This window comes from Bradyrhizobium genosp. P (assembly GCF_049949265.1).
Taxonomy (GTDB): domain Bacteria; phylum Pseudomonadota; class Alphaproteobacteria; order Rhizobiales; family Xanthobacteraceae; genus Bradyrhizobium.
This window is the reverse complement of record NZ_CP188195.1, coordinates 1,857,344-1,881,393: the sequence shown is the minus strand read 5'-3', so window position 1 is coordinate 1,881,393 and position 24,050 is coordinate 1,857,344. Positions and strand designations below refer to the sequence as shown.

Sequence of the window (24,050 nt, the reverse complement as noted above, 5' to 3'; positions counted from 1 at the left end):
TTGGCCCGAATCAGGCCGCCAGCATCTTGTTCACTTCGCTGACCAATTCCCGCAGGTGCACCGGCTTGGCGAGCACCTTGGCATTTTTGGGCGCATCCGAATCGGAATTCAGCGCCACGGCGGCAAAGCCGGTGATGAACATGATCTTGATATCGGGGTCGAGTTCCGAGGCGCGGCGCGCCAGCTCGATACCGTCCATCTCCGGCATCACGATGTCGGTGAGCAGCATCTCGAACGGCTCCTCGCGCAGCCGCTGATAGGCGGACATGCCGTTGTCGTGCGGCGAGACCTTGAAACCGGCGTTTTCCAGCGCCTTGACCAGGAAACGGCGCATATCGTTATCGTCTTCGGCGAGAAGGATTTTCGGCATGGCAGGAGCAGCGAACCCGGCTGGAGGATCGGTCCGAACACTAAGCCCGACAGTCGGTAAATTTCGGGTGAAGTTTGCTCCGGACCAGCGGCGGAGAGCACCATCTATTTGTGGACCGAACCACGCATCGAATCAACCGGGTACGGCATTTTCTGTTCTTAAGACCCGTTCCAGCGGCTGCCACAGTCTTTTCACTTGGCAAAATGGCTGCGATTACCGACAATAAGACCCCATAAATCTCCGCTTTGCCGGCAGAATCAATTTTTGCGGATACAGCGGACAAGGGACGGCGCCAAGGGAATGACCGAATTTGCCGGCGAGTTGTCGCCCTCGTTCGAGATTGTGGAGCCGCAGGCGTGGCGCGCGCCGGTGATCTTCAATTCCCCGCATTCGGGTTCGGTCTATCCGACCGATTTCCTGAATGCGTCGCGGATCGATCTTGCTGCGCTGCGCCGCTCCGAAGATTCCTTCATGGACGAGTTGATCGCGGACTTGAGCGACCGCGGCTTCCCGACCGTGCGCGTCAACTTCCCGCGCTCCTATGTCGACGTCAATCGCGAGCCCTATGAACTCGACCCGCGCATGTTCACCGGACGGCTGCCGAGCTTTGCCAACACGCGCTCGATGCGGGTCGCCGGCGGCCTCGGCACCATCCCGCGCGTGGTCGGCGACGGCCAGGAGATCTATCGCGAGCGGCTCGACGTCGACGAGGCGCTGAGCCGGATCGAGGTGCTGTACAAGCCTTATCACCGCGCGCTGCGCCGGCTGATCAACAAGGCGCACCAGGCGTTCGGCACCGTGATCGTGATCGACTGCCATTCGATGCCCTCGATCGGCGTGTCGCGCGACGAGCCGCGCCGACCCGACATCGTGATCGGCGACCGCTACGGCACGAGCTGCGCGCCGCTGCTGCCCGATCTCGTCGAGGAGGTCATGAGTTCGCTCGGCTATTCGATCGGCCGCAACAAGCCCTATGCCGGCGGCTTCATCACCGAGCATTACGGCAATCCGGCGAGCGGCCTGCATACCGTCCAGATCGAACTCAATCGCGCGGTCTATATGGACGAGCGCCGCCGCGAACGCGGCCCGCGCTTCGCCCAGGTGGCCGCCGATTTCGCGAAGCTCGCCGACGCGCTCGCCGATGTGCCGCTCAGCGATCTTGGCCCGTTCCAGGCCGCAGCCGAGTAAGCGGCGCGCCATCATTATTCCGGATACGCGATGGCGCATCCGAGGTCTGATTCTTTGGACCATCCTGACGACGGACAAGCATCGAAAAGAAAAAAGGGCCGCTTGAATGAACAAGCGGCCCAAGTCTAGGGAGGAAACGCCCAAGGAGGGCAGCGATAGCGCAAGGCGCTACCGCACCGCAACAATATGCGGCCGCGCTGCACAAAACGCAAGAACTTTCGAAACATTTCCCACGCAATCTCTGCCGGACTGGCGAATATGCAACAGACCGGTTAAAGTCAGTTTTATTATGTTATATCAATATCTTATAAGAAATGAACGATCTGCTCAGCGTTTGATGCATAACCCGTATACCAGAACTCGCGACTTCGTGAGCCCTGCCGCGGCCGGGATAGCTTTCGCAAACGAAGCCGATTCGAAAGCCCGGAACCGCGTCATCAGAGCGGGATAACGTTCCGTTAATCGTGCGCATCGCAACGGATTGAGCTAGGCAAGAAACGCTTCCGACTTCCATCTCCCGTGCGCTGTTAGGGAACTGCCGTGACGGTCATCGACTTTACCGCCTTCATCGGCCGCCTCGCGACCGTATCCGGCGAAACCATCCTGCCGTTCTTTCGGACTTCGCTTTCCGTCGACAACAAGAGCGCCAGCGACTTCGATCCCGTCACCGAGGCCGACCGTGCCGCGGAGGCGGTGATGCGACGCCTGATCAAGGCCAGTTTCCCGCAGCACGGCATCGTCGGCGAGGAATTCGGCAATGAGCGCGAGGACGCCGACTATGTCTGGGTGCTCGATCCGATCGACGGCACCAAATCCTTCATCGCCGGCTTTCCGATCTGGGGCACGCTGATCGCGCTGCTGCATAAGGGCACGCCGGTGTTCGGCATGATGCACCAGCCCTATATCGGCGAACGCTTCTCCGGCGACAACGGCTCGGCGCATTACGCCGGCCCGTCGGGCGGCCGCAAGCTCACGGTGCGGCGCTGCGCCGCGCTGAAGGAAGCGACGGCCTACACCACGAGCCCGCTTTTGATGAACGAGGCCGATCGCGCCTGCTTCAACCGCATCGAGCAGGCCGCGCGCCTGACGCGCTATGGCGGCGACTGCTACTCCTACTGCATGCTCGCCGCCGGCCATCTCGACCTCGTGGTCGAGACCGGGCTGAAATCCTACGACATTGCCGCATTGATCCCGATCATCACCGGCGCCGGCGGCATCGTCACCACCTGGGACGGCAAACCGGCCCAAGGCGGCGGCCGCATCATCGCCGCCGGCGACCCGCGGGTGCATGAAGCCGCGATGAAGCTGCTCAACGCCTGATCATGGGCCAAGGTTGATCCAAGGGTGATCAAGGACGCCGGCGCGAGACGGCGATGTCGGGCCCCCGTTAGTGCGGCACTCCGGCTCGCAGATATTCCACCAGCTGCTTGGCCGGCCGCGGCAGCGCCTTGAAGCTGCGGGCGCAGATCGTCAGCCGGCGGTTGGCCCAACCGTCGCGGATCCGGATCGCGACGATCGGCATCGCCGCCGTGCAGCGCCGGGCGGCGGTCTCCGGGACCACGGCAACGCCGACATCGGCTGCGACCATCTGGCAGATGGCGTCGAAATCGCGCAAGCGCGCACGGAAGCGCAGCCGCGCGCCGAGCTTTGCCGCATGCTTGGACACATGGAGCTGCAGCGCGGTCGTCGCCGTCAGACCGACGAAATCGCGCTCGACCACCTCCTGGAAATCGATCTGGCGGCGGTTGCCGAGGTCGCTGCGCCGCGCCGCCACCAGCATCAGCCGGTCCTCGCTGAACAGGAAGCGCTCGACGCTGTCGGGCAGCGCATGTTCCGCGGCAAAGCCGAGATCGGCGGCGCCGCTGGCGATCGCGGTCGCAATGTCGGTGCTCTCGCGCTCCTCGACATCGATGTTGATCTCGGGATGTTCGTGCAGGAAGGCGGCCAGCGCCCGCGGCAGATGCTCCGACAGCCCCGAGGTGTTGGCGAGCAGCAGCACGCTGGCGCGGACACCGCTGGCATAGGCGGCGAGATCACCCTGCAAGGCCTCGACATTGTGCATCACGATGCGGGCGTGGTCGAGCAGGCTCTCGCCCGCCGCCGTCAGTTCGACGCCGCGGCGGCCACGCTTGAGCAGCGCAACGCCCAGCGCTTCCTCCAGGCCCTTGATCCGCTCGCTGGCCGAGGCCAGCGCCAGGTTGGCACGCGCCGCGCCCCTTGTGATGCTGCGCGCATCCGCCACCGCGATGAACAATTGCAAGTCGATCAGGTCGAACCGCATGGCGTTTCCTGGCCCTTACCTTCGGCCTGCCCGAAGGCTAACCCCGTAACCTCCAGATTGTGCCGATCGCGTCGATCGGTCAATGTCGCGCCATGATCGACCATCTCCTTATCTTTATCGCGTTCGCGTTCCTGCTTGCCGGCTTCGTCAAGGGCACGCTGGGCCTCGGCCTGCCGACGGTGGCGATGGGGTTGCTCGCGGTGACGATGCCGCCGGGCCAGGCGATCGCGATCGTGATCGTGCCAGCGATCGTCACCAATATCTGGCAGACCTTTGTCGGCCCCTATCTGCGCGACATTCTCAAACGGCTGTGGCCGCTGATGCTCGGCACCGTGATCGGCATCTGGCTCAACGCCGGACTCTTGACTGGGCCTTATGCGGTTTATGGCACCATTGTCCTCGGACTGTTGCTGGTGATCTATGCGATCGTGGGCCTGAGCAAGTTCAGCTTCAAGGTCGCCCGGCGCAACGAAAAATGGATCGGCGGCATCGTTGGCGTGGTGACCGGGCTGATCTCGGCGGCGACCGGCGTGCAGGTTATCCCCTCGATGCCGTTCATGCAGGCGATCGGGCTGGAGCGGGACGAACTGGTGCAGGCGCTGGGCGTCTTCTTCACCACCGCGACCGTTGCACTTGCCTTCAATCTCACGGCAGCGGGCCTGCTGACATCAGCCACCGCGGTGCCGGGCGCGGTCGCGATGGTGGCGTCATTCACCGGCATGTTCATCGGCCAGGCCGTCCGGACTCGGATGCAGCCCGAGGTATTCCGCCGCTGGTTCCTGATCTCGATGATCCTCCTCGGCCTCTATCTGGCCGGCAGCGCGCTGATGAAGCTGCACGGATCGTTGTTGTTTTGACGCGTTTTCTTCACGCGAACCGGAAATCCACTTCGCTCGAAAACGCTATGACTCAGCGAGACTCCAGCATCGCGACGCGGAAGCCGAGATAGATGAACAGGCCGCCGAGCGAGCGGTTGATCCAGGCAATCACGCCGGCCGATTGCCGGATGCGACCCGCGGCGCGCGCCGCGAAGGCCGCGACACCAAGGCACCACAGTGTGCCGTTGACGATGAAGATCACCCCGAGGAACAGGAAAGCCAGCGCCTTGTGCGGGGCGTCCGCCGCCACGAATTGCGGCAGGAAGGCCAGGAAGAACAACGCGACCTTTGGGTTGAGGACATTGGTTAGCGTCCCTTGCCAGAAAATCCGCCAGATCGAGGTCTCACCGCCCTGTCCCGTCATGTCCGCGATCGGCTTGGCGCGCGATAGCAGCATCTGCAGGCCGGTCAGGACCAGATAGGCCGCGCCAACCAGCTTGACCGCGAGGAATGCGGCCGACGACGTCATCAGGAGCGCCGACAGGCCGATCGCCGCGCCCAGCACATGAACCAGGCAGCCGCAGCTGATGCCAAGGGCAGCCGCAGCGCCACCGCGCCACCCCAGCTGGATGCTTCGGCCGATGATATAGGCGGTATCCGGCCCCGGCGTGATGTTGAGCAGCAGGCCCGACGCGACAAACAGCCAGAGTTCGTGGATACCGAGCATGACAGCAAACTAACCCATGTGAATCATAAAGCGGAAAGAATGCCTGGCCTGAGCCGCGCCATCCCTGCGACATACACGTCTACTAGGATATCACATCGCGAAGTCCGTTGGTCGCATGCCAATTCCTGCTCCAATGCACTATAGTTGTGCGCAGACCGGGCTTTCGCCAGCTATGGCATGTCTTGTAAGTATTGGATTCGGTCACGTCGGTTGCGTGGCCATTCCGGGGCAAGAGGGACATGGAAAGACGGCTAGCCGCCATTCTTTGCGCTGACATCGCTGGCTATTCCCGCATGATGGGTGCCGACGAGGCGGGGACCCATGCCTCGTTCAAGGCTCACCGCAGCGCGATCTACCCGATCATCCTCAACCATGGCGGCCGTATCGTCAAAAATACCGGCGACGGCTTCCTGCTGGAGTTTCCAAGCATCATCGGCGCCATCGAGGCCGCGGTCGCGATGCAGACGCTGATGGCCGAACGCAACGACCATCTGCCGGCCGATCGCGCCATGCATTTCCGGATGGGCGTCCACATGGGCGACGTCATGGCCGACGAGGACGAGGTGTTTGGCGACGACGTCAATATCGCGGTCCGTCTCGAGACGGTCGCAGCGCCCGGCGGCATCGCGGTCTCGGAGAAGGCCCGGACCGAGGCCGGGCGGCGGCTTGCCGTCACCCTGCTCGATGCCGGCCCGCACCGCTTCAAGAACATCGCCGAACCGGTCAGTGTCTGGACTTGGGCGCCGGCCGGCTCCGATCTGCAGGAGAAAATCCCGCAGGAGGGACCGCATCTGCCGGGACAGTACCGGACCGCGATTGTCGGCGTGCTGCCGTTCGACAATCTCAGCGGCGGCGCCGATGAATACTTCTCCGACGGCCTGACCGAGGATCTGATCCACGCGCTGTCGCTGCAATCCTTCTATCGCGTGCTGGGCCGGAACTCGACCTTCGCCTACAAGGGCAAGAACCTCTTTACTCGCCTGATCGCGCGCGAGATCGACGCAAGCTATCTGATCCAGGGCTCTGTGCGGCGCGCCGGCAACAAGATCCGCGTCACCGCCGAACTGATTGCGCCGGAAAAGGGCGAACAGTTGTGGACCGGCCGCTATGACCGCGACATGGGCGACCTGTTCGCGATGCAGGACGAGATCACCTCCAATCTCTCCGCCGCGGTCGCCCAGGAGATTTATCGTGCCGAAGCCTCCGCGCCGGCACGCTCGCCCAATTCCGAATTGACGGCGTGGGATCGCTTCCTCAAGGGCCTGTCGCACTACTATCACCAGACCAAGGACGATTCCGACATCGCGATCGCGCTGTTCAACGAGGCGATCAAACTCGACCCCGCGCTGTCGATCGCCCGCGCTTATCTGGCTACCATCCAGATTCAGGGCTCCCAGTTCGGATGGATCCCAAGCACGCGCGAATTGTGGGCATCGTCGGTCAGCCTCGCCGAAAGCAGCGTGCGGCTCGATCCGCGCTCGTCCTTTGCCTTCGCGCTGCTGGCCTATCTGCACGCGATGCAGGGGCACCATGAAGCCGCGATGGACGCCATCAAGCGTGCGATCGAGCTCAACCCGTACGACATGGGCGCACGCGGCGTGCTCGGCATCTGCCACATGGTGATCGGCGATCACCGCAGAGCGGTCGAACTGTTCTCGATGGCGGTGCAGCGCGACAACAGCGATCCCCGTTATCAATGGGGAGCCTTGAACGCGTTCAGCCATTACCTGCTCGGGCAATATGACGCATCACTGTCATGGTCGCGCGAAACGCTCTATCTCAACCCAAACCACCTGCAGGGCCTTGCGGTCCGCGCTGCGGCGCTCGCCAAATTGGGACGTACCGATGAGGCCGCGGAGGCCGCCCAAGCCTTGCTCGGCAACTTTCCGGGACTGACCGTCGAACGGCACTTGCGCAATTTCCACTGGAAGAACCCGGCCGATATCGCCCATTATCGCGACGGCCTCTTGAAAGCCGGCATCCCTTTCGGCAAACTCGCTCTGGTTGCGACGACGCCTAGACTCGCCGTAGAGTCCTAGGCGAGTTCATCCCACGGTAACGGGTGCCTTTTAGACTGAAGGCTTTTCAGGATGCTGTTTGATGCCCGATATCGCTGCACGCGAAACGCCTGCCCCGCAGGTTTCGCCCGATAATCCCTGCCCGTTCCTGCGCGCGCTGGTCGCCGGCGACTATGTCGGCGGCCATATCGTGCCGCTGCCGGATCTGACCAAGACGATCGGCCGCGCGACCGGCAAGACCGGCCTGCCGGCGCTCATTACCGACATGAAGATCTTCATGGTCGCGCAGATGGCAAATGGCATCGGTCCGTTCAGCCAGTTGCGCAGCCTGACCAAGGGCGCCATCCTCGACGAATTGCGCAACGGTCCGCTCGACAAGCACGGCGCCGGCTCGCGCATCCTCGACCAGCGTGACGTGGTGCATGAGGACGAGATCGCGCGTCTCGCCACCTTCGGCAAGGACTATCCAAATCCCGATGGCGGCACCGAGCGTGGGCTGTCGGCATCCGACGTCAAAACCTTCATGGCCGCCAACTTCCAGCGCGCCAAGGGCGAGCATTCCTGGACCTACGCGATCCTGCATTTTTACTATCCGCTCCTGATGCTCGGCGAGTGGCCGGTGCTGCTCGACTTCATGGGCAAGGGCGAGGGCAAGGACCGCTATCTCAGCGTCGCCGAGGTCAAGGTACTGTTCGTCGAGCGGCGTTTTCCCGACCGGATCGTCGCACTGCTGAATCGCTGAGCGATCGGCCTCGCAAGAAAAAGCGGCTCAAAAGCGGCTCACTTGAACAGCGGCGTGCCCGGCACGAAGGCGTCGAACGCCGCCCAGAATTGCGCGCGGTAGCGGTCCTGCTCCTGCAGGATTTCGTGCTTGGAGCCGGCGATCACGAGGTGCGAGCCGGCGCGCAGATGATAGGCGAACTCCTCGATCGCTGCTGTCGACACCACCTCGTCATTGCTCGCCGCGAGCATCAGGATCGGCTGCCGGATTTCGGTCGGGTAGGACATGCCGCGGAAGGTGCGCATCGCGGTGAACGCCGTGTCGGCCCAGGCGACCGTCGGCGCCGCGATGCCGAGGGTGGGATCTTCCTCCAGGATCGCAGCATTGCGGGCGTGGCGTACGGGATCGCTGGTCACGGGATTGTTGATAAAGGGCGCCATCCCGACCAGCACGTCGTTGCCGCCCGGCACGTAGTTGCCGCCCTGCCCGGTCAGGCGCATGATCCGCAACAGCGCGCTCGGGATGAAGGACACGCGGCGGCGCGGCAGATCGATCATCGGCGCCGACAGCACCATGCGATCGAACCAGCGCTTGCCGGCATGCGCCAACCGCAACATCACCGCGCCGCCCATCGAATGCGCCAGCGCGAAGTAGGGCGGCGGACAATCCGGCAACACCACCTGCTGCACGAAAGCCTCGACGTCGATCTCGTAGTCGGCGAAGTCGCGCACGTAGCCCTTGCGCGGATCGCGCAGCCGCCGCGACGAGTGCCCCTGCCCGCGCCAGTCGATCATCGCCACCGCGAAGCCGCGGTCGCGCAGGTCACGCACCGTCTCGAAGTATTTCTCGATCATCTCGCCGCGCCCGGCGAAGACACAGACCGTGCCCTTGCGGCCGGGCGGCGGCGCCCAGCGGGCGAAGCGAAGCTCCGCTCCGTCTGAGGTCTTGATGGTGCCGCTGACAACGTCCTCCGGGACCGGATTGGCGGGAATCGAGACGAGCGTCATGCAGGGAACCGGCTGGATGGAAGAGACTGGAGATCAAGGGCACGGCGCCAAAAAGCGACGCTGTTTCGGCCTCTTGAACGCAACATATGCCCCTCCCATATCACCTCAGTGCAGGCCGCTACCAGTGTTTCGGAACCGGAACATCAGGCTGCACAAGACTAGGCCCGGCCCGATTGGCGGGCGGGTATTTGAAACAGTCGCTCAATGGAGGACTACCCTATGCGTAGCTACGACCTCACCCCGTTCTATCGTTCCACCGTCGGCTTCGACCGCCTCTTCAATATGCTCGACCAGGTCACTTCGGACGGCAGCCCCGGTTATCCCCCCTACAACATCGAGCGCACAGGCGAAAACGCGTACCGCATCAGCGTTGCGGTGTCCGGCTTCGCGCAGGCCGAGCTCTCGATCGTCGCGAAGGAAAACACGCTGACGATCAAGGGCGAGAAAACCGCCAATGAGAACTCCGGCGACAAGGCCGAGGTGCTCTATCGCGGCATCGCCTCGCGCGCCTTTGAGCGCGTGTTCCAGCTTGCCGACTTCGTGCAGGTGAAGAACGCCTCGCTCGAGAACGGCCTGCTCCATGTCGACCTCGTCCGCGAGATCCCCGAGGCCAAGAAGCCCCGCAGCATTCCGATCTCTGGCGGCGAGAAGGCACCGCAGGTCGTCGACGGCTCGGCGGCCAAGGTTGCGGCCTAAGTCAAATCCAGCGTCAGCAGATATTGGCTGCACGCGAAAACGCCCCGGGAAACCGGGGCGTTTTTTTTGCGGCGCGCTACTCCAGGCCTTGGACCTTCGGCATCTCCTGGGTCGGCAGGATCGCAGGTGCAGCCGGAGCCGGAGAGGCAGCCTGGCCGACCGTCGGAGTCTCGGTCTGCGGAGCGGCTTGAGGCGCGGCCTGGGCCTCGGTCGGCTTCGGCGCGGCGGCTGCTGTCTGCTGGGCCGGCGCGGGTGCTGCCGCCTCGGTGGGAGCGGGCGCCGGCGCCGTGGCCTGGACCGCGGCTGGAGCCGATCTCGCCGCAAGTGGGCTCCGCTTCGGGATCGGGACTGAGCGACTTGCGACGTGTGGTATCGGGGCCGGCGGACGCAGTTCGCGCGCCTGCATCGGGCCGGCCGGCCCGTAGGTCGCAGCCAGCCCGTCATTGAAATTGTCACCCATCGCGTAGGCCGGCGTGAAGCGGACGATGCGCCCGTTGCGGGCGTCGATCACCAGCTGCCCGTCGTCACCACCGTGGTCGATCACCGCGATCGTATAGACGAAACCGCGCTGCCGCGGGGCACCAAGCGGCAGATATCCGTTCTCGCGCAGCACGGTGTAGACCTCCATCGCCGGCAGCAGGCTCGGCAAGCGGCCGTAACGCGGCGGCGGCGGAATCTCCGGCGGCATGGCGGCATAAGGCCCTCCGATGTCGGAGACCTTGATGGCCGACGGACTGCCGATCTCGGAGGGCGCCAGCAACTGCGCCTGCGCCGAGGCTGCGCTGAGCGCCAGACCGGCCGCTGCAACCCATCCTGTGAACAACTTCATTGCCGTAGCTCCTGTACGCCCCACGCTCCGAGGAGCGTTCCCGCTCTCTTGCCGGCTGCCTCCTGTGAATTTCATTGTGAATTCCGGCAGTCCTTGGTCGCTCCTTGGGCCGGATCACGGCGCGTTTGCTTCAAATCAGGGGCGCCGCGCGTCCGCCGAGCTGTCCGATCAGAGCATGCAGGCGAGGACTCTCACGCGCTTGTGTGATAGACAAAAATTTGGCAAGGTCGGAGTTAGGACAGCAAGACTGTCACAATTTCGGAGCCATTCCCGGCACAGGGATTGCAACGAAAACTCGGCGCTCCGGGTTCCGAGAATGCTGCAGGCAGGGCCGTTCCTCAGGGACGTCGAACGCTCCCAGCCTGAATTAAGGAAATTGCGGCTCGCGGCGGACGAGCGGTGGCCCGGTGGGTGCCGCAACGCCCAAGGTGCGCCAATAACGGTGAGGCCCCTTACGAAGGGAGAGGACACATGAGCGGGTCGGAATTCGAGCGCGAAACCATCGTGGCAGGAACGCTGTCGGCGACCGCGGGTTCGAAAGCCGCCGATGCCGCGTATGGGCCGCACACCCCCGAACTCCACACCTGGCGCCCGCAAGCCGAAGGCCTGTACGACCTGAGCCTGGAAAAGGACTCCTGCGGCGTCGGCTTCATCGCCAACATCAAGGGCCAGAAGTCGCATCAGATCGTTTCCGACGCGGTGAGCATCCTCTGCAATCTGGAACATCGCGGCGCGGTCGGCGCCGACCCGCGCGCCGGTGACGGCGCCGGCATCCTGGTGCAGATCCCGCACGCCTTCTTCACGCGCAAGGCCGTCGAGATCGGCTTCAAGCTGCCGAAGCCCGGCGAATACGCCATCGGTGCGCTGTTCATGCCGCGCGATGCGGCGTGGCGGAACGTGATCAAGAGCATTATCGCCGAAGAGATCAAGAACGAGGGCTTCAGGCTGCTCGGCTGGCGTGACGTGCCCAGTGACAATTCCTCGCTCGGCGTCACCGTGAAGCCGACCGAGCCCTATCACATGCAGGTCTTCATCGGCCGCAACGGCGCGGTCAAGAGCGAGGACGATTTCGAGCGCCGGCTCTACATCCTGCGCAAGTCGATCTCGCAGGCGATCTACCAGCGCCGCGACCGCGGCATGGCGGGCTACTACCCGTGCTCGCTGTCGTGCCGCACCGTGATCTACAAGGGCATGTTCCTCGCCGACCAGCTCGGCAAGTACTATCCCGACCTGCACGAGGCGGATTTCGAGAGCGCGCTGGCGCTGGTGCATCAGCGCTTCTCGACGAACACCTTCCCGACCTGGTCGCTGGCGCATCCCTACCGGATGATCGCCCATAACGGCGAAATCAACACGCTGCGCGGCAACGTCAACTGGATGGCGGCGCGGCAGGCGTCGGTGCATTCGGAAGCTTACGGCAAGGACATCAGCCGTTTGTGGCCGATCTCCTACGAAGGCCAGAGCGACACCGCGTGCTTTGACAACGCGCTCGAATTCCTGGTCCAGGGCGGATATTCCCTTCCGCATGCCGTCATGATGATGATTCCGGAAGCGTGGGCCGGCAATCCCCTGATGGATGAGCAGCGCCGCGCGTTCTACGAATATCACGCTGCGCTGATGGAGCCGTGGGACGGCCCGGCCGCGATCGCCTTCACCGACGGCCGCAAGATCGGCGCCACCCTCGATCGCAACGGTCTGCGGCCGGCGCGCTATCTGGTGACAAAGGACGATCGCATCGTGATGGCGTCCGAAATGGGCGTGCTGAAGATTCCGGAGGAGCAGATCGTCACCAAGTGGCGGCTGCAGCCCGGCAAGATGCTGCTCGTCGACCTCGAGGAAGGCCGCCTGATTCCCGACGACGAGATCAAGGCCGACCTCGCCAAGAGCCACCCTTACAGCGAGTGGCTGCATCGCACCCAGCTGCAGCTCGAGGAGCTGCCGGGTGCGCCGGCCAAGGGAGTGCGTTCCAACCTGCCGCTGCTCGACCGGCAACAGGCGTTCGGCTACAGCCAGGAAGACATCACCATCCTGATGACGCCGATGGCGTCCATCGGCGAGGAAGCCGCCGGCTCGATGGGCAACGACACGCCGATCTCGGCGCTGTCGGACAAGCCCAAGCAGCTCTTCACCTACTTCAAGCAGAACTTCGCGCAGGTCACCAACCCGCCGATCGACCCGATCCGCGAGGAACTCGTCATGAGCCTCGTCTCGATCATCGGGCCGCGGCCGAACCTGTTCGACCTGCAGGGGCTGGCCTCGACCCAGCGCCTTGAAGTGCGTCAGCCGATCCTGACCGATGCGGATCTCGAGAAGATCCGCTCGATCTCCGACGTCCCCGACACCCATTTCAAGTCGCGCACGCTCGACACCACCTTCCACGCCGGCTTCGGCGCCGCGGGCATGGAGCAGGTGCTCGACGAGCTCTGCGCGCGCGCCGAAGGCGCGGTGCGCGAGGGCATCAACATCATCATCCTGTCCGACCGGATGACCGGCACCGACCGGATTCCGATCCCGTCGCTGCTGGCCTGCGCCGCCGTGCATCATCATCTGATCCGCACCGGATTGCGCACCTCGGTCGGCCTCGTGGTCGAATCCGGCGAGCCGCGCGAGGTGCATCACTTCGCCTGCCTCGCCGGCTACGGCGCCGAGGCGATCAATCCCTATCTCGCGTTCGAATCCATCCTAGCAATGAAGGAGAGGCTGCCCGGCGCGCTCGACGACTACGAGATCGTCAAGCGCTACATCAAGTCGATCGGCAAGGGCCTGCTCAAGGTGATGTCCAAGATGGGCATCTCGACCTACCAGTCCTATTGCGGCGCGCAAATCTTCGACGCGGTCGGCCTGAAGGCGGACTTCATCGCCAAGTATTTTGCAGGCACCCACACCCGCATCGAGGGCGTCGGGCTCGCCGAAATCGCCGAGGAGACGGTGCGGCGCCACAACGACGCGTTCGGCGAGGCGCAGGTCTACAAGACCGCGCTCGACGTCGGCGGCGAATACGCCTTCCGCACCCGCGGCGAGGACCACGCATGGACCGCGGAATCGGTTTCGATGCTGCAGCATGCCGCACGCGGCAACTCGCTGGAGCGTTATCGTGCCTTCGCCAAGATCCTCAACGAGCAGTCCGAGCGGCTGTTGACGCTGCGCGGCCTGTTCCGGATCAAGAGCGCCGAGGACGACAAGCGCAAGCCGGTCAAGCTCGAGGATGTCGAGTCGGCCAAGGACCTCGTCAAGCGCTTCGCCACCGGCGCGATGTCGTTCGGCTCGATCTCGCGCGAGGCGCACACCACGCTCGCGATCGCGATGAACCGGATCGGCGGCAAGTCGAACACCGGCGAAGGCGGCGAGGAATCCGACCGCTTCAAGCCGCTGCCGAACGGCGACAGCATGCGCTCGGCGATCAAGCAGGTCGCCTCGGGCCGGTTCGGCGTGACGACGGAGTATCTCGTCAATTCCGACATGATGCAGATCAAGATGGCGCAGGGGGCCAAGCCCGGCGAGGGCGGCCAGCTGCCCGGCCACAAGGTCGACGCTGTCATCGCCAAGGTCCGGCATTCGACCCCGGGCGTCGGCCTGATCTCGCCGCCGCCGCATCACGACATCTATTCGATCGAAGACCTTGCCCAGCTGATCTACGATCTCAAGAACGTCAATCCGGACGGCATGGTCTCAGTCAAGCTGGTCTCCGAAGTCGGCGTCGGCACGGTTGCTTCCGGCGTCGCCAAGGCGCGCGCCGACCATGTCACCATCGCGGGCTTCGAGGGCGGCACGGGCGCCTCCCCCCTCACCTCGATCAAGCATGCGGGCTCACCGTGGGAAATCGGCCTCGCCGAAACCCACCAGACGCTGGTGCGCCAGCGGCTGCGCAGCCGCATCGTGGTTCAGGTCGATGGCGGCTTCCGCACCGGCCGTGACGTCGTGATCGGCGCGCTGCTCGGGGCCGACGAGTTCGGCTTCGCTACCGCGCCGCTGATCGCCGCCGGTTGCATCATGATGCGCAAGTGCCACCTCAACACCTGCCCGGTCGGCGTCGCCACCCAGGACCCCGTCCTGCGCAAGCGCTTCACCGGCCAGCCCGAGCACGTGATCAACTACTTCTTCTTCGTTGCCGAGGAAGTGCGTGAGATCATGGCGCAGCTCGGCTTCAAGGCGTTCAACGAGATGGTCGGCCAGGTCCAGATGCTGGACCAGACCGCGCTGGTCACGCACTGGAAGGCCAAGGGCCTCGATTTCTCCAAGCTGTTCGTGCGGCAGCCGGAGGAGAAGGGCCAGAAGATCTATCACTCGGAATCGCAGGACCATCATCTGGAGGCCGTGCTCGACCGCCGGCTGATCGAGCAGGCGCAGGCTGCGCTCGACCGCGGCGCACCGGTCCGAATCGAGGAAGAGATCAACAACACCGACCGTTCCGCCGGCGCGATGCTGTCGGGCAGGGTGGCCAAGATCTACGGCCACGAAGGACTGCCACTCGACACCATCCATGTCAGCCTGAAGGGCACGGCGGGACAGGCGTTCGGCGCTTGGCTCGCCAGGGGCGTTACCTTCGAGCTCGAAGGTGAAGGCAACGACTATGTCGGCAAGGGCCTCTCGGGCGGACGCATCATCGTCAAGCCGCCAAGGCTCTCCGGGATCGTCCCGGAAGAGTCGATCATCGTCGGAAATACCGTGATGTATGGCGCGATCGCGGGCGAATGCTACTTCCGCGGCATCGCCGGCGAGCGCTTTGCCGTGCGCAACTCGGGCGCAGTCGCCGTCGTCGAAGGCGCCGGCGACCATTGCTGCGAATACATGACCGGCGGCATCGTCGTGGTGCTCGGCAAGACCGGGCGCAACTTCGCGGCCGGCATGTCCGGCGGCATCGCCTATGTGCTGGATGAGGCCGGCGACTTCGCCAAACTCTGCAACCTCGCGATGGTCGAGCTCGAGCCGGTGCTGTCGGAAGAGATGATCAACGAAGGCACCTACCATCACTCCGGCGATCTCGAGGCCCATGGCCGGGTCGACGTGTTCCAGGACTTGCTCGAATCCGACGTCGAGCGGCTGCATGTGCTGATCACGCGTCAGGCCAAGCTGACAGGCTCGAAGAAGGCGGCCGAGATCCTCGCAAACTGGAAGACCTGGCTGCCGAAATTCCGCAAGGTGATGCCGGTGGAGTACCGCCGCGCGCTGAAGGAAATGAAGGCGAAGAACGCCGACGCCGAGCCGAAAATCGCGATCGGAGCGTAGCGCTAGACAAGACCGTCATTGCGAGCGCAGCGAAGCAATCCATAAACCCCATCCGCGGACAGATGGATTGCTTCGTCGCTCCGCTCCTCGCAATGACGGAACCTGACGGAATAGATTTGAACGAACACTAGATGCAGGGGCATCGGGTTTAATGGGCAAGATCACAGGTTTTCTCGAGATCGAACGGCATGACCGCAAGTACGAGCCGGTCGCCGAGCGGCTGAAGAACTTCAGCGAGTTCGTCATTCCCCTGAGCGAGAAAGACACCCGCGACCAGGCCGCGCGCTGCATGAACTGCGGCATTCCCTATTGCCACGGCACCGGCTCGGCCGCGCCGGGTACGCCGGGCTGTCCGGTCAACAACCAGATCCCTGATTTCAACGACCTCGTCTATCAGGACAATTGGGAAGAGGCCGCGCGCAATTTGCACTCGACCAACAATTTCCCCGAGTTCACCGGACGCATCTGCCCGGCACCCTGCGAAGCCTCCTGCACGCTCAACATCGACGACAACCCGGTCACCATCAAGACGATCGAATGCGCGATTGTCGACCGCGCGTGGGACAATGGCTGGGTGAAGCCGGAGATCGCCCCGCAGAAGACCGGCAAGAAGGTCGCGGTGATCGGCTCCGGCCCGGCCGGCATGGCCTGCGCGCAGCAACTCGCGCGCGCCGGCCACGACGTGCACCTGTACGAGAAGTTCGCCAAGGCCGGCGGCCTGCTTCGTTACGGTATTCCCGACTTCAAGATGGAAAAGAACATCATCGACCGCCGCGTGGCGCAGATGGAAGCCGAGGGCGTGACCTTCCACTACGGCAAGCCGGTCGGCGGCGCCGCGGCGAACGCGATCGATCCGCAGGAACTGGCCAAGCAATATGACGCCGTGGCGCTGACCGGCGGTGCGGAAGCTCCGCGCGATCTGCCGATCCCCGGCCGCGACCTCGCCGGCATCCACTTCGCGATGGATTTCCTGCCGCAGCAGAACCGCCGCGTCTCCGGCGAGCCGTTGAACGGCGTCCCCGACATCCTCGCCGGCGGCAAGCATGTCATCGTGATCGGCGGCGGCGACACCGGCTCGGACTGCATCGGCACGTCGTTCCGGCAAGGCGCCAAGTCGGTGACCCAACTCGAGATCATGCCGGCTCCGCCGGAACATGAGGACAAGGGCGTGACCTGGCCGAACTGGCCGCTGAAGATGCGGACCTCGTCGAGCCAGGCCGAAGGCGCAGCGCGCGAATTCGCGGTGCTGACGACCAAGTTCGAAGGCATCGACGGCAGGGTCACGAAGCTGCACTGCGTCAAGGTCGACGACAAGTTCAAGCCGCTGCCCGGCACCGAGTTCACGTTCGACGCCGACCTCGTGCTGCTCGCGATGGGCTTTGTGCATCCCGTGCACGAGGGCCTGCTCAAGACGCTCGGCGTCGATCTCGACCAGCGCGGCAACGTCCGCGCCAATTTGCAGGACTACCAGACCTCGAAGACGAAGGTCTTCTCTGCCGGCGACATGCGCCGCGGCCAGTCGCTGGTGGTCTGGGCGATCCGCGAAGGCCGCCTCTGCGCAAGGTCGATCGACACGTTCCTGATGGGGAAGACGGACCTGCCGCGGTAGGCGCGGCGGTCAGGGCTCGGCCCAACCATGAATTCAACTGTCGTCGCCCGCGAAAGCGGGCGATGCAGTATTCCAGAGACGCCAGAGCTTGAGCGGATGGGCCGCGGCGTACTGGATGCCCCGCTTTCGCGGGGCATGACACCGGGAGCCTACAGCGAGTTACCTGTCACGCATTCCCGCATCGGCATGCCCATCACGTCGACGTTCTTGCACACGGCGCCGGAGCCCGGAATTTCGGGATTGTCGCAGTCGTTGTGACAGACCCGCATTCCGTTCTCGGTGTGCCAGCCCACGGAAGGGTCCCGCGAGTCGCGGTTGTAGGTGACCGACGGCTGGCTGGAGCGCTTCAGCGTGTCGGACATGAAGCGATAGCCGAAACCGCTCATGCAAACCTTGAAAGCCTCGGGAACGTATCCCTGATCCACGACGCCGACCCTTTGGTTGCAGGCACTCACGGCCGCCTGGCCGACGGCATTGGGCCGCTTGTGTCCGTGCGGTCGGATGGTGTCGTACCACCTGACCGTCAGTTGATCGGCGTGAGCTTGAACGGCTGTGCTCATCAGCAATGCGGCAACGATGACGATGCGTTTCAAGTGACTCTCCGTGTTTGCAGAGAGTGGTGGGCGCCAGCGCGCACCCCGTTCAAGATCGGCAGATTACAAGTTGGCAACAGAGGGGGTCGACGTCCGATCCTGGCGGAGAGACGCTAATTCTGCACCCGCACGCCCAGCATCACCACGGTCGAGGCCGAGTTCTGTCCCACCTCGTTCGAGTCGAGCCAGTCGCGGCGCAGGGTACCCTTGATCCAGAGGCTGCGGGTCAGCTTGTAGATGATGTCGCCCGAGATCGAGTAGATCGTGTCGTTGCGGTTGTCGCCGCCCTTGTACTCGAGCGTGCCGTAGGTGAACTTGCCGATGCCGGTCAGCCAGCGGCGGAAGTCGTGGTCGACCTCGACGGTGTAGGTACGGGACAACACGCCGGAGGTGCCGGGCAGCGTGGTCTCGCCGAACTGGGTGTCGGAGTAGAACTTTGCAGTCGTCAGCGGCGTCGCGTTCCAGGTCAGCGAGGCCGTGGTGAGCAGGCCCTCCAGCCGGCTGAGCCGCGGGTCGGCATAGTCGCGCGCGGCATAGCCGATCGAGACTTCGCCGAACAGGAGCCGCGTGAACTCGAAGGAGGTGCCGGCCTTGGCGTAGCCGCCGGTCGAATCGCGCGCGTAGCCGCTGCGGTCGAGAGTGAGATCATGGACGCGGCTGTCGCCTTCCACTTCGACGAAGGGCTTGACGGCGGGTGTCAGTTCATAACTGACGCGGCTGATGCCGCCATACTGGCTGAAGTTGCGGTCGTCGTTCGACGACATGGTGCCGTCGGTGAGCCGTGACCACTGATAGTCGGTGCGGTCGATGGTGGCGCCGGCGGCGACGTTGAGGCGGTTGAAATTCTGGTCAATGCCGAAGGTGCCGCCGATCGTGCTGTACAGCGGGAACTTGGCGAGGCCGGTCTGCACGTTCGGGCTGCCGGGATTGTCGGTCGAGATCAGGGCGCGCGCCTCCGCTGTGATGTGCGTGTCGCGCGAGACGTCGAAGCGGCCGTCGATATGGCCGTTGAAGTTGGGACGGTCGACGTCGAGCGGCGCCGACAACGGCGTGCCGTCGGCGTTCGGCGTCAGGCCGGAGCCGTAGCCGGTGAAGGAGCCGCGCAGATCGGCGACGACCGCATGACGCTCCCAGTCGGACACCGCGAGGAATTCCGGCGAGACCATGTAGAACGCCCGTCCCTGCGGCTGATACAGCCGGCCGGGATTGGTGTCGTAGCCGCCCATCACCTCGACCGCGGTCTTGATCAGGAAGGAGCCGGCGTAATCGCCGACCGCGCCGAACGGATCGTCGTCGATCTTCAGCCGCTTGCGCGGCGGCTGGCCCGGAATCGTGCCGGCCATCGCCGGCGGCAGCGGCGGCTTGTTGGCTAGCTCCGAGGGCGGGATCGACAGGCGCAGCTGCCCGGCCGCGTTCTTCGGTGGCGGCGCGGGCGGCAGCGAGCCGGGCCCCGGCGGCGGCTTCGGCTTCGCCTGGCCCGGATAGTATTTCGGCTGCTGCCGCTTGCGATTGAGCGAGTCGTAACCCGAGGTCGCGGCGCCGTTGGCGGCCGGCAGACCATAGGTCGGGATCTGCCCGATGCGCGACGGCGCGGGCTTGTCGCGATCCGGGTCGGGCAGGCCCGTAGTGTTGAGAGGATCGGCAGCGTCGGCCGTGGTCCGGCGCAGCGGCGAGTTTGGATCGACGATCTGGCTCTGGCGCGTCGAGCTGAACAGATCCGGCGTCACGGTCTGGGCTGCGGCGAGGCCCGGCATCGCGATCAGCGCAAGGCATGGCAAGGCAACGCGAACGAGGCGTGCGCGCCCATCTCGGCCCGTTGCTGGACCCCGCACCACGATGTAAAATACCCCAACTAATTCATACACTTGCCAGACGCACTCCGATCGGCGGCGGAAAACGTCGTTAATGGAGTTAAAACAATTATGGTTAACGACCGGTTGAGGACGGCGGCCGACGCGTCGCCTCTTTGTCTGGACCGTGCTAAGGGAGGCACCCGGGCGCAAAGCCCTCCCTGGAATCCGACATGGCCAAACCGAAACCACTGATGACCAAATCATCCGGGCCTGATGACGGCGCCGTTCAATCGGCGCTCCGCACCCTCGATGCCGAAGCAAGCGGCGTCGCCGCGATCATCGCGGCGCTCAAGTCCGATCTCGGCACGTCCTTTACCGCGGCGGCCGAACTGATCCGCAAGTCGAAGGGACGGGTGATCGTCACCGGGCTCGGCAAATCAGGCCATATCGGCCGCAAGATCGCTGCGACCTGTGCCTCGACCGGCACGCCGGCGTTCTTCGTGCACTCGGGCGAAGCCAGCCACGGCGATCTCGGCATGATCACCGCCGACGATGTGATCCTCGCGCTGTCGTGGTCCGGCGAGCAGCCGGAGATGCGGAATCTGATCGCCTATGCGGCGCGCTTCGGCATTCCGCTGATCGCGATGACGGCAGACAAGGATTCGACGCTGAGCAAGGCGGCCGACGTGCAGTTGACGCTGCCGAAGGCGCGCGAAGCCTGCCCGCACAATCTTGCGCCGACGACGTCCTCGCTGATGATGCTGGCGCTCGGCGATGCGCTCGCGATTGCGCTGCTGGAAGGCCGCGGCTTCACCTCCACCGATTTCAGCGTACTGCATCCGGGCGGCAAGCTCGGCGCGCAGCTGAAATATGCCCGCGACCTCATGCATACGGGCGACGCGCTGCCCTTGAAGCCGCTCGGCACCAAGATGTCGGACGCGCTGGTCGAGATGACCTCGAAGGGCTTTGGCTGCGTCGGCATCGTCGATGCGGGCGGCCATATCGCGGGCATCGTCACCGACGGCGACCTGCGCCGGCAGATGCGCCCGGAGCTCTTGACCCTGTCGGTCGACGAGGTGATGACGAAGTCCCCCAAGACGATCGGCCGCGACACCCTCGCGGGCGAGGCGCTCGAGCTGCTCAACGCCTCGAAGATCACCACGCTGATCGTGACGGATGCGAGGAAGCCGGTCGGCATCATCCATTTGCACGACCTGTTACGGGCGGGCGTGGCGTAGGGTTGCATTCTCTCCCCGTCATTGCGAGCGAAGCGAAGCAATCCATCTCTCCGTTCGTGTGGAGAGATGGATTGCTTCGTCGCTTCGCTCCTCGCAATGACGATGCTAGGCCGGAAACCGCGCCGCAGTCGCCTCAAGCGGCAACGCCAGCGCATTCGCGAGATACGACACCGTGCGATAGAAGCCGCACAACAGGATGATCTCCAGGATCTTGTCGTCGTCGTAATGCGCCGACAGCGCCGCAAACTCGGCGTCATCAAGCGTCGCGCGCGCATGCAGCGCGTCGACCGCAGCTAACATCGCCTGCTCGGCCGCCGACCAGCAGCTTGCATCGGCTTCGCCACGCACGGTGGCGCGGACCTGCTCCTCCGAAAACGCCGCGGCCGCGCCAAACGCCGCGACGTGCACACCCCATTCATACTCGCAGGCGTTCAGCGCGCAGGTGCGATCGATCACGATCTCACGCTCCCTGAGCGAGAGCGGCCCACGGTCGAGCAGGCTGCCGCCGCGAAACTTCTCCCAGGCGCGCTGATGCCCGGCCATGACACGGAACAGCACCAGCGGCGGCTTGCCGCGCATGATGCGGTCGAAATGCTGTTGAATATCTGCTGCGTACGGCGGTTCCAGCGGCGCGATGCGTGACATGGCCTGATGTCCTTGCTACATTTAATGTAGCATCACGCTACAATACCTGTAGCAACATGCAAGAAGGATCGTCGCATGCCCAAACAGGTCAGCACGGCCAAACGCAGTGTCCGCGGCTCGCGGACCGGCCGGCCGATCATGGCGTTGCTCGACCTGCTTGGACGCCGCTGGACCCTGCGTATCATCTGGGAATTGCGCGAGGCGCCACTGACGTCGCGCGCACTGCGCACCGCTTGCGACGAGGCCTCGCCGACGATCCTGCAGACAAGGCTGACCGAATTGCGCGAGGCTGGGTTCGTCGAGCTGACGGACGACGGCTATCGGCTCACCGGGCTTGGCAGGGAATTATTCCAGACCTTCACGCCGCTGCATCGCTTCGCCGAGAGCTGGAGCAAATCGGATCGCTGATTTTCTCCCTCTCCCCGTTCTTACGGGGAGAGGGTTGGGGTGAGGGGCTTCATCCGCGACGGTGATCTGTCGATAGACCTGTACCCCCTCACCCGGATTGCTGCGCAATCCGACCTCTCCCCGCAAGCGGGGCGAGGCGAAGCAAGAGCCTCGTCACGCAAACCTAAGCCGCCGCCACCGTCAGGCTGGCACCGTCGGCGCGCACGATCTTCACCCGGCTACCGGCCGGCGTATCGGGCCCGGCCACGCGCCAGATCGTATCGTCGATCCGCACGGTGCCTGAGCCATCGACGATCGGCTTCTCCAGCGTGAATTCGCGGCCGATCAGCGCCTCGGTGCGCCGGTTGAGGAACGGATTGCTCTTGCTGACCTGTGTCGCGCTCTTGGCAAGATGCCGCCAGAGCGGCACGGCCGCCGCGGCGAACACCGCGAACATCAGGAGCTGCGTCTGCCAGGAGGGGTTGATCGCGAACGACAGCAGACCGACGAGCAGCGCTGCAAGCCCGAGCCAGAACAGGAACACGCCGGGCGCCGCCAGCTCCAGCGCCATCAGGATGAAGCCGAAGATCAGCCAGTTCCAGGTACCCAACGTCGAAAACATCTCGGCCATCACACGACCTCTATCATGCCTCTGCAACGGAGGTGCGCTCGCTCTCCCCTTGTGGGAGAGGGCTGGGGTGAGGGGTTGCGGTCTCTCCGGGGAGAGAGACCCCTCACCCGGATCGCTGACGCGATCCGACCTCTCCCACAAGGGGAGAGGTGAACGGAATGCGCCAGCGTGATCGTCATGACGTCGTCACCTCTGCGGCGGCACTGGGGGCGGCGGCGTTGGACCAGCCGACGGCACCGAGCTGCGCCGCGCGGCTGCCTGGGCGGATGCGGCGCTCTCGCCGAAGGTAGCCTTGGCGATCTCGCCGATGCCGGCAAGCGAGCCCAGAATGCTGGTGGCCTCGATCGGCAGCATGATGATTTTCTGGTTCGGCGAGTCGGCCAATTGCCCGAACGCCCTGATGTACTTGTCGGCGATGAAATAATTCAGCGCGGCGACGTCGCCCTTGGCGATCGCCTCAGACACCATTTGCGTCGCCTTGGCCTCGGCCTCGGCGGACCGCTCGCGCGCCTCGGCATCGCGGAACGCGGCCTCCTTGCGGCCCTCGGCCTGCAGGATCTGGCCCTGCTTGGCGCCCTCGGCGCGCAGGATTTCCGACTGCCGCTGGCCCTCGGCCTGGAGGATGTCGGCGCGCTTGACGCGCTCGGCCTTCATCTGCCGGCCCATCGCCTCGACGAGGTCGGCCGGCGGCACGATGTCCTTGATCTCGATGCGGTTGACCTTGAGGCCCCACGGCGACACCGCGGCGTCGACGACGCGCAGCAGCCGCTCGTTGATCTCGTCGCGATGCGATAGCACCTGGTCGAGATCCATCGAGCCCATCACCGAGCGGATATTGGTCATGGTCAGCACGATGATCGCCTGGTTGAGATTGGCGACCTCGTAGCTTGCCTTCGCGGCGTCGAACACTTGGTAGAACGCGACGCCGTCCACCGTCACGGTGGCGTTGTCCTTGGTGATCACCTCCTGCTCGGGGATGTTGATCACCTGCTCCATCATGTTGATCTTGCGCCCGACCCGGTCGAAATAGGGCACGATCAGATTGAGGCCTGGTGTCATCGTGCGGGTGTATTTTCCGAACCGCTCGATGGTCCAGTCATAGCCTTGCGGGACGGTCTTGACCCCGGCGAACAGCGTGATGATGACGAGAAGAACAAAGGCGATCGCGAAAATATCGAAGCCAGTCATAAAGTCCTCCAAAGCCGGCAGACTAGTCGCCGGGCGCGGTCGTGCATTGGTCTGCAGCACCGCTGCGCCGGTTCAGCCGGCTGTT

20 protein-coding genes are annotated in these 24,050 nt (G+C 64.4%); 10 read left to right on the top strand and 10 right to left on the bottom strand.

The features are described from left to right. Positions 1 to 10: 10 nt before the first annotated feature. Positions 11 to 370 carry a cell cycle two-component system response regulator CpdR gene (cpdR, locus tag ACP2YO_RS09215; protein WP_426440583.1) on the bottom strand — a complete coding sequence of 120 codons (360 nt, stop codon included), beginning with the start codon at positions 368 to 370 and terminating at the stop codon, positions 11 to 13. 300 nt (positions 371 to 670) lie between these two features. On the opposite strand from cpdR, the gene ACP2YO_RS09210 reads away from it, so the two are divergent. Together ACP2YO_RS09210 and hisN are read left to right on the top strand one after the other, a co-directional pair. Continuing rightward, positions 671 to 1,558 (top strand): N-formylglutamate amidohydrolase, encoded by an 888-nt coding sequence (locus ACP2YO_RS09210; RefSeq protein WP_426440582.1) that lies wholly within the window; start codon positions 671 to 673, stop codon positions 1,556 to 1,558. Between the two features lie 540 nt (positions 1,559 to 2,098). Next, a complete protein-coding gene (gene hisN / locus ACP2YO_RS09205) occupies positions 2,099 to 2,878 on the top strand; it encodes a histidinol-phosphatase (RefSeq protein ID WP_426440581.1) in 780 nt (259 codons plus the stop codon). A 67-nt stretch (positions 2,879 to 2,945) separates the two neighbouring features. Here hisN and ACP2YO_RS09200 read toward each other — a convergent pair whose 3' ends face one another. Continuing rightward, complete coding sequence (locus ACP2YO_RS09200; protein ID WP_426440580.1) at positions 2,946 to 3,839, bottom strand: LysR family transcriptional regulator; 894 nt, start codon at positions 3,837 to 3,839, stop codon at positions 2,946 to 2,948. Positions 3,840 to 3,931: 92 nt separating this feature from the next. Here ACP2YO_RS09200 and ACP2YO_RS09195 point away from each other — a divergent pair, with 92 nt between their 5' ends. Continuing rightward, a complete protein-coding gene (locus ACP2YO_RS09195; protein ID WP_426440579.1) occupies positions 3,932 to 4,696 on the top strand; it encodes a sulfite exporter TauE/SafE family protein in 765 nt (254 codons plus the stop codon). A gap of 52 nt (positions 4,697 to 4,748) precedes the next feature. On the opposite strand, the gene ACP2YO_RS09190 is transcribed toward ACP2YO_RS09195, so the two are convergent. Next, a complete protein-coding gene (locus ACP2YO_RS09190) occupies positions 4,749 to 5,384 on the bottom strand; it encodes a LysE family translocator (protein WP_426440578.1) in 636 nt (211 codons plus the stop codon). Positions 5,385 to 5,623: 239 nt separating this feature from the next. On the opposite strand from ACP2YO_RS09190, the gene ACP2YO_RS09185 reads away from it, so the two are divergent. Together ACP2YO_RS09185 and ACP2YO_RS09180 are read left to right on the top strand one after the other, a co-directional pair. Next, positions 5,624 to 7,423, top strand: coding sequence for an adenylate/guanylate cyclase domain-containing protein (locus ACP2YO_RS09185; RefSeq protein WP_426440577.1), 1,800 nt, complete (start codon positions 5,624 to 5,626; stop codon positions 7,421 to 7,423). Between the two features lie 61 nt (positions 7,424 to 7,484). Beyond that, positions 7,485 to 8,144 carry a hypothetical protein gene (locus tag ACP2YO_RS09180; RefSeq protein ID WP_426440576.1) on the top strand — a complete coding sequence of 220 codons (660 nt, stop codon included), beginning with the start codon at positions 7,485 to 7,487 and terminating at the stop codon, positions 8,142 to 8,144. A 38-nt stretch (positions 8,145 to 8,182) separates the two neighbouring features. Here ACP2YO_RS09180 and ACP2YO_RS09175 read toward each other — a convergent pair whose 3' ends face one another. Continuing rightward, positions 8,183 to 9,130: an alpha/beta hydrolase gene (locus ACP2YO_RS09175; RefSeq protein WP_426440575.1), complete on the bottom strand. Its 948-nt coding sequence runs from the start codon at positions 9,128 to 9,130 to the stop codon at positions 8,183 to 8,185. 219 nt (positions 9,131 to 9,349) lie between these two features. Here ACP2YO_RS09175 and ACP2YO_RS09170 point away from each other — a divergent pair, with 219 nt between their 5' ends. Continuing rightward, a complete protein-coding gene (locus ACP2YO_RS09170) occupies positions 9,350 to 9,826 on the top strand; it encodes an Hsp20 family protein (RefSeq protein WP_426440574.1) in 477 nt (158 codons plus the stop codon). A 76-nt stretch (positions 9,827 to 9,902) separates the two neighbouring features. On the opposite strand, the gene ACP2YO_RS09165 is transcribed toward ACP2YO_RS09170, so the two are convergent. After that, positions 9,903 to 10,655: a hypothetical protein gene (locus ACP2YO_RS09165; protein ID WP_426440573.1), complete on the bottom strand. Its 753-nt coding sequence runs from the start codon at positions 10,653 to 10,655 to the stop codon at positions 9,903 to 9,905. Positions 10,656 to 11,126: 471 nt separating this feature from the next. Between ACP2YO_RS09165 and gltB the strand changes: the two genes are divergently transcribed. Both gltB and ACP2YO_RS09155 read left to right on the top strand, forming a co-directional pair. Then, a complete protein-coding gene (gene gltB / locus ACP2YO_RS09160; RefSeq protein WP_426440572.1) occupies positions 11,127 to 15,881 on the top strand; it encodes a glutamate synthase large subunit in 4,755 nt (1,584 codons plus the stop codon). A 151-nt stretch (positions 15,882 to 16,032) separates the two neighbouring features. After that, complete coding sequence (locus ACP2YO_RS09155) at positions 16,033 to 17,490, top strand: glutamate synthase subunit beta (protein WP_426440571.1); 1,458 nt, start codon at positions 16,033 to 16,035, stop codon at positions 17,488 to 17,490. A 149-nt stretch (positions 17,491 to 17,639) separates the two neighbouring features. Here the strand turns inward: ACP2YO_RS09155 and ACP2YO_RS09150 are convergent, their stop codons facing one another. Together ACP2YO_RS09150 and ACP2YO_RS09145 are read right to left on the bottom strand one after the other, a co-directional pair. Beyond that, positions 17,640 to 18,083: a hypothetical protein gene (locus ACP2YO_RS09150; RefSeq protein WP_426440570.1), complete on the bottom strand. Its 444-nt coding sequence runs from the start codon at positions 18,081 to 18,083 to the stop codon at positions 17,640 to 17,642. Between the two features lie 113 nt (positions 18,084 to 18,196). Beyond that, entirely contained in the window at positions 18,197 to 19,861 is a 1,665-nt protein-coding gene (locus ACP2YO_RS09145) for an outer membrane beta-barrel protein (RefSeq protein ID WP_426440569.1), read from the bottom strand. Between the two features lie 245 nt (positions 19,862 to 20,106). Between ACP2YO_RS09145 and ACP2YO_RS09140 the strand changes: the two genes are divergently transcribed. Continuing rightward, positions 20,107 to 21,114 carry a KpsF/GutQ family sugar-phosphate isomerase gene (locus ACP2YO_RS09140; RefSeq protein ID WP_426440568.1) on the top strand — a complete coding sequence of 336 codons (1,008 nt, stop codon included), beginning with the start codon at positions 20,107 to 20,109 and terminating at the stop codon, positions 21,112 to 21,114. Positions 21,115 to 21,219: 105 nt separating this feature from the next. Here the strand turns inward: ACP2YO_RS09140 and ACP2YO_RS09135 are convergent, their stop codons facing one another. Beyond that, a complete protein-coding gene (locus tag ACP2YO_RS09135; RefSeq protein WP_426440567.1) occupies positions 21,220 to 21,759 on the bottom strand; it encodes a carboxymuconolactone decarboxylase family protein in 540 nt (179 codons plus the stop codon). A gap of 75 nt (positions 21,760 to 21,834) precedes the next feature. Here ACP2YO_RS09135 and ACP2YO_RS09130 point away from each other — a divergent pair, with 75 nt between their 5' ends. Further along, a complete protein-coding gene (locus ACP2YO_RS09130) occupies positions 21,835 to 22,167 on the top strand; it encodes a winged helix-turn-helix transcriptional regulator (protein ID WP_426440566.1) in 333 nt (110 codons plus the stop codon). A gap of 163 nt (positions 22,168 to 22,330) precedes the next feature. On the opposite strand, the gene ACP2YO_RS09125 is transcribed toward ACP2YO_RS09130, so the two are convergent. Together ACP2YO_RS09125 and ACP2YO_RS09120 are read right to left on the bottom strand one after the other, a co-directional pair. Then, positions 22,331 to 22,777, bottom strand: coding sequence for an NfeD family protein (locus ACP2YO_RS09125; protein ID WP_426440565.1), 447 nt, complete (start codon positions 22,775 to 22,777; stop codon positions 22,331 to 22,333). A 186-nt stretch (positions 22,778 to 22,963) separates the two neighbouring features. After that, positions 22,964 to 23,965 (bottom strand): SPFH domain-containing protein, encoded by a 1,002-nt coding sequence (locus tag ACP2YO_RS09120; RefSeq protein ID WP_426440564.1) that lies wholly within the window; start codon positions 23,963 to 23,965, stop codon positions 22,964 to 22,966. Positions 23,966 to 24,050 lie beyond the last annotated feature (85 nt).